This is a genomic window from Synechococcus sp. R8-2, from assembly GCF_047461715.1.
Classification (GTDB): Bacteria; Cyanobacteriota; Cyanobacteriia; order Thermostichales; family Thermostichaceae; genus Thermostichus.
The window spans coordinates 1-1,147 of the sequence record NZ_JANSHQ010000059.1; the positions used below are offsets into that span (position 1 = coordinate 1).

The 1,147-nt window shown below is 60.9% G+C and carries 2 protein-coding genes; both read left to right on the forward strand.

Features of this window, described 5'->3' with window-relative positions; genetic code table 11:
- Window positions 1-55 precede the first annotated feature (55 nt).
- Window positions 56-487, forward strand: a complete 432-nt coding sequence (locus NW819_RS01520) for a MerR family DNA-binding transcriptional regulator (protein WP_414412685.1) — start codon at window positions 56-58, stop codon at window positions 485-487.
- 204 nt (window positions 488-691) lie between these two features.
- On the forward strand, window positions 692-1,147 hold a 456-nt coding region (locus tag NW819_RS01525), incomplete at its 3' end, for an RNA-guided endonuclease InsQ/TnpB family protein (protein ID WP_414412686.1).

Genomic DNA, 1,147 nt, shown 5'->3' on the forward strand with positions numbered 1-1,147 from the left:
TACGGAGCCGGACTCTAGCTTGACTTCTAGTACGCGATAGTGTAGCATAGTGCTCATGGAAAACACCATGCGCACAGGGAAAGCCGCAACACTCCTTGGTGTCTCGGTCAAGACGTTGCAGCGTTGGGAACGCGAAGGAAGGCTGATTCCGGTGGCCCGAACGGACAGCAACCGCCGTCTCTCCCCTGAGACGCAAATCCGTGCGGTCATCGGTTTGCGGCAGGCGAACCATGCGCCACCCACGCCGGTCGCCTCCTGTCGGGTATCGCGTGCGGCACAGCAGCCGGACCTGGCGAATCAGCGCAACGTGCTGGAAGAGGTCGTGGTGGCGACGGGATTGGCGGGGGTCGAGTGTATCGAGGAAGTGGGCGGCGGGTTGAACGTCACGCGCAAGCGGTTGCTGGCCCGTATGGACGAGATCGGGCGACGGGACGTCACGATGCTGATCCTTGCTCACCAGGGACCGCCTCACCCGTTTCGGCGTTGAGTGGTTCGAACATGACGCCAAAACCCATGGCTGCGCAGTGCTGGTGCTCACCCAGGAACGGCTGTCTCCCGAACCGGAAATGGGGCAAGACGTGATGACCATCGTGCACGGTTGTTCGTCTCGGCGATACGGTGTGAGGAACGATCGAAAGCAGGTGGATGCAGCGCTGAAACAGGATGCACATGGCGTCAAAAAGGCCCAACCATGCAACGAACCCCCACGATCGCTCGTTGCCCGACTCCTGAGCAGGTGGACTACTTCAAGCGCGCCTGCGGCACGGCGCGGCGTGTCTGGAACTGGGCGCTCAATGAGTGGAACAGGCAATACGCAGCAGGCGGCAGGCCAAACGCCATGGCGCTCAAAAAGCAGTTCAACGCCATCAAATACACCGACCCACAGTGGCTCGATGAGAACGGACGGCCGTGGTTGCGAGACATTCACCGGGACGCACACGCCCAGCCGTTTGCCCATCTCGCCAAAGCCTGGGAAAGATTCTTCGCCGACCTCAAGGCTGGCAAAGAGGCGCACGCACCGCGCTTCAAGAAAAAGGGGCGTTGCCGCGACAGCTTTTATGTTGCCAACGACAAGTTCCGTCTGGACGGCAAGACGATCCGTCTGCCCAAGATCGGCGACGTCGCTATGACCGAGGAACTGCGCTTC

Coding starts and splice junctions, on each gene's coding strand:
- NW819_RS01520 (WP_414412685.1), top strand. CDS start 56: ATGGAAAACACCATGCGCACAGGGAAAGCCGCAACACTCCTTGGTGTC.